Origin of the sequence: Brevibacillus borstelensis (assembly GCF_003710865.1) — a bacterium.
Taxonomy (GTDB): Bacteria; Bacillota; Bacilli; order Brevibacillales; family Brevibacillaceae; genus Brevibacillus; species Brevibacillus borstelensis.
In genome coordinates, this window is record NZ_RHHO01000088.1 from 1 (window position 1) to 4,305 (window position 4,305).

General features: G+C 45.9%; 4 protein-coding genes. All 4 read left to right on the forward strand.

The annotated features are described in order from the left end of the window. A partial coding sequence (locus EDM54_RS25755; protein ID WP_221175486.1) for a Na-translocating system protein MpsC family protein occupies positions 1-738 on the forward strand: 738 nt, incomplete at its 5' end. A 34-nt stretch (positions 739-772) separates the two neighbouring features. Beyond that, positions 773-1,969 (forward strand): PAS domain S-box protein, encoded by a 1,197-nt coding sequence (locus EDM54_RS25760; protein WP_227277720.1) that lies wholly within the window; start codon positions 773-775, stop codon positions 1,967-1,969. Between the two features lie 545 nt (positions 1,970-2,514). Continuing rightward, positions 2,515-2,979: a DinB family protein gene (locus EDM54_RS25765; RefSeq protein ID WP_024983608.1), complete on the forward strand. Its 465-nt coding sequence runs from the start codon at positions 2,515-2,517 to the stop codon at positions 2,977-2,979. A 221-nt stretch (positions 2,980-3,200) separates the two neighbouring features. Then, entirely contained in the window at positions 3,201-4,103 is a 903-nt protein-coding gene (locus tag EDM54_RS25770) for a putative RNA methyltransferase (RefSeq protein WP_170208423.1), read from the forward strand. Positions 4,104-4,305: the final 202 nt, after the last annotated feature.

Genomic DNA, 4,305 nt, shown 5'->3' on the forward strand with positions numbered 1-4,305 from the left:
TTCAGTTCTCTACTCTACAACTACCCTTTTAAAAGGAATGAAACGATGGAAAGCGTAGTTCAGCAAACAGAGATCAGCAGCTATATTGGGAAAATCCTTCGGGACAACTTTGGGAAGGGACCGGAATCGATTTTTGTATCGATCGGACATACTTTTATTACCGTCTATATCAAAAACTTCTTGTCTCCTATCGAACAGGTGTTGTTGGAACAAGGCCAGGAAACCACAGTTAACAGTATCAGAGACTCACTCATGCAAAAGCTGTTGCCGGAAATCAAAACGTACATAAATAAAATAACAGAAAGAGAGATTACCGAGTTTTATTACGACTGGAATTTCCATCGAAAGTCGGGGCTTTTTTTGGGGATTGCTTCCACGCCTTTTTCATACAATCCTTCCTTTTCAGAGCTTTATGAAGGAAAGGAAGCTTTGCATCGCGAGATATACCTGCACCATGAGCAAGTGCAGAGAAAACCGGAGAACCTCGTTTCCTACCAATTGCATGCGAGATTGATTCTGCTTATACAGCAGGGTGTATTTGTCCAGATCGAAAAAGAATTGATCCGGCTTGGACACGAAGGCATTGTCCTTTTGGCGAAGAAAAATGTGGAGAAGCAGTTTCTAGGCAAAAACAGCCATATTGAAAGTGTTCTGAACAGAAGGGTCATCGAATTGTTCGTTGCATCCAATGCAAGGATGGACAAGAGTATTATCGTGTTTATGCTGAGTGCTCCGTAAAGCGAAAGAGAGGAAGATGCAGCGGCTGGCCATCATGAAAACTCCGGGCAAATCAGAGGAAGGTTCTCGCAAATTGCTTGTCACAATCGAGATTTGGAAGGAGCGATATTCGTTGAAGTTTGGTGCTGATGTGGAGAACAAATCACTGTTTTTACAGACATTTACATATTCTTCGATTGGAATGGCTTTGGTCTCCTTGGATGGGCAATGGATGAAAGTAAATCAATCCTTCTGCGACCTGATCGGCTATACAGAGGAAGAGCTCTTGTCCCGAACCTTCCAGGATATTACCCATCCCGACGATCTCGCGGCAGACCTTGATTACATGCAACAGCTGCTGGAAGGGAAGATCGAATCCTATCAGATGAGAAAGCGCTACGTTTTGAAACAGGGTCGCGTGGTTTGGGTGCTGCTGAACGTCTCCATGGTCCGGGACGACTGCGGGCGCCCGCTCTATTTTCTCACACAAGTGCAGGATATTACCGCTTTGAAAAGATCGGAGGGTCTTTTGCTTGAAAACGAGCGAAAATTGACCGAGGAGCTTTTGCGAAATTCGGAAAAGCTGACGATAGCCGGCCAGCTAGCGGCGGGCATTGCACATGAAATCCGCAATCCATTGACATCGCTGAAAGGATTTTTACAGCTCATCAAAAAGGGACCAGACTATAAAACAGAGTATCTGGACATTATGGAAGCGGAGCTGGACCGGATCGAAGTCATTGTCAACGAGCTTTTGCTGCTGGCCAAGCCAACAGATCGAAAGTTTGAGGAGAAAGATGTTAAATCAATGCTGCAAAACGTCATTACATTATTGGAAACGCAGGCTCTTATCCATAATGTACAGATACTGACCGCGTTTACCCCCGGCGTCACCATTTACTGCGATGAAAATCAGATGAAGCAAGTGTTCATCAATCTGATGAAAAATGCGATTGAAGCAATGCCGGGCGGCGGGAAGCTCCTGATCCAGGTCAAGAAAAAACAGGAGCTTGCCGTTATCCGCTTTATCGACCAAGGGTGCGGGATTCCTAAAGAAAAGCTGAAGCAAATCGGTTCTCCGTTTTATTCCACCAAAGAGGACGGAAACGGACTCGGCCTGATGGTCAGCTATAACATTATCGAAAACCACCACGGGAAAATCCATATTGAAAGCGAGATCGGGGTAGGATCGACGTTCACCGTCAGTCTTCCTATCTATACGCCGTCGCGGCTCCATCCTGCGTTCCATTAAACTCGACTCTGTTTGCCTTTTCGGCGCTTCTTGAAACTCCCGCCCTTTTTTGCCTATAGCACAGAGCTATTTAACGTAGAGGCTGCCCTTCCCTAGAAATATCTACGGATAGGTCGGCCTCTTTCTTATGATGCCAATCATTGAAATGTATGGCTGAATCAAATCAACGAAAAGGACAGCAGTTCAACCTTCAAGTCGATCGGCATGGGATGGATTTAGACAACACCAATTTTCCAGTAACTCGCTGCAACTGTTCTGTAATGAGAAATCATCCTAGAAGGAATGTCTATCATGTAGCGGTTATTGATAATGTTTGTTACATAAAGCATAATATAGCAATAGTTGTTCGAGATGGAGAGAGATTTCAGAATTGTACGACAAACAATATACACCCTCAATTTCAAAGAGTGTTGAGTCAAATGGAAAAAGTACGAGCTTCTCGGCATTGACCAAGAAAGATGGCAAAGTGAACGCCCAAAACGATTTCTTCCGTTTACGGGGGCAAATTCGAATCCAATCTTTTGGCGGAAAAGGAGCTGGAAAACATGCAAGCATTGTTCCACTATAATTGGATGGTCAGAGATGAATGGCTGGAGCTGTTGAAGCAACTGCCCCGCGAAGAATTGCTGCGCAGCCGTGTGGGCGGAGCCGGCAGCATTCTGTACACGCTGTTTCACATCGTGGATGTGGAGTATAGCTGGATCATCTTCGGGATCCAAGGCAAACCGGACACTGAGCCGAATTTTGGCGACTACCAGTCACTTGATCGGGTGAAAGATTTTTCCGATTCATGCCGCAGTGAAATCGCATCCTTTCTGGAATCGTGGTCTGGTGAAAATGAACGAGAGAAAGTGACCGTTTCCTGGTCCGAAACAGCGTACACACAAGGAGAAATAGTAAGGCATGTGATCGCGCACGAGATCCACCATATGGGACAGCTGTCCATCTGGGCGAGAGAGCTTGGTCTGCAGCCGGTATCCGCCAATTTTATCGGCAGAGGATTATTGTAAAAGCACTCTGTTTTCCATAACCTTTTTTCCCATAACGAAAAGTGCTATACTTAATGTCGCAAGGGAAATATCCCCTTCGCCAGATTTGTTACGGGAGAGGTTACCAACATGATCATCCAATTCATTCGTTTACGGTAATGTAAGGTACAGATTATGTAATCTCAGTCAAAATGGCTGGGTTTATTTATCTGTGCCTTTTTCATTCACCGAAATACGAATGAATGGGGTGCTTTTTTGTGTCCAATAACAGCAAGAAGATCAAGTCTGCGGGTCTTATTTCAGCGAATAATGGCTTGTTTCGTTGTCCGCTTTGTTCAGGGGCCATGGAGTTGATTCTTGAGAAAAGCCTGCAATGTACGAATCATCATACCTTTGACCTTTCCAGACAGGGGTACGTGAATGTTCTGTCCCACGGCCTCAAAACGAAATACGATAAACAAATGTTCGAATCGAGAAGGAGTCTTTACAAGAGCGGAGTGTTTCAGCCGCTGGTCGATCAGATTGGCGGCAGGATCATCCGTGAGCACGAGTCGACACGCGAGCCGCTGAGGATATTGGATGCAGGATGTGGAGAAGGCGCGCATTTATTTGCTATCCGAGAAAAGATCGTGCAAAGCTCGCCTCACGAGTTGTTGGCAGTGGGGGCTGATATTGCCAAGGAGGGGATCTATCTCGCCTCCAGAGACTATCCGGATATGATCTGGTGTGTCGCCGATATTGCCAATTGCCCATTTGCCAGCCAGCAATTTCATTTCATTCTGGCGATCTTGTCGCCTTCGAATTACGCAGAGTGCCAACGTATGCTCAAAGACGATGGAATGGTGATCAAGGTAATCCCGGAAAGCGGATATCTCCAGGAGCTGCGGGCAATTTTCTATGAGCAAAGCGACAAGCAGTTGTACGCAAACGACAATACGGTCGCGAGATTTACAGAAGCGTTTGAGCTTGTAGAAAGTGAGCGGCTGAAATATAGTTGGAAGCTTGAAAAAGCGCTGGTCGAACCTTTGATTCGGATGACACCGTTATCGTGGGGATGCACGGAAGAGGACTTGCAGAAGGCAAAAGATATGGATATTTCCGAGATCACGATTGATCTGCGGATATTGTATGGGAAGAAAAAATAGTTTTGATCCCGCGGACCGCGGATTGACGCCTGAAAAGGTTGGTTCATGCGACCCGTGTGCGGGAAGTGACCTTGTTGCCATTCGTATATCCAAACATTACAAGCATTCCCGACAGTACTGTCTTTGTCGGTAAGCAATACGCTTGGCAAGGTGCCAATACACGTAAAGACGCTTTTTCAAGCGTCTTCAGGCTGTCGAGAAA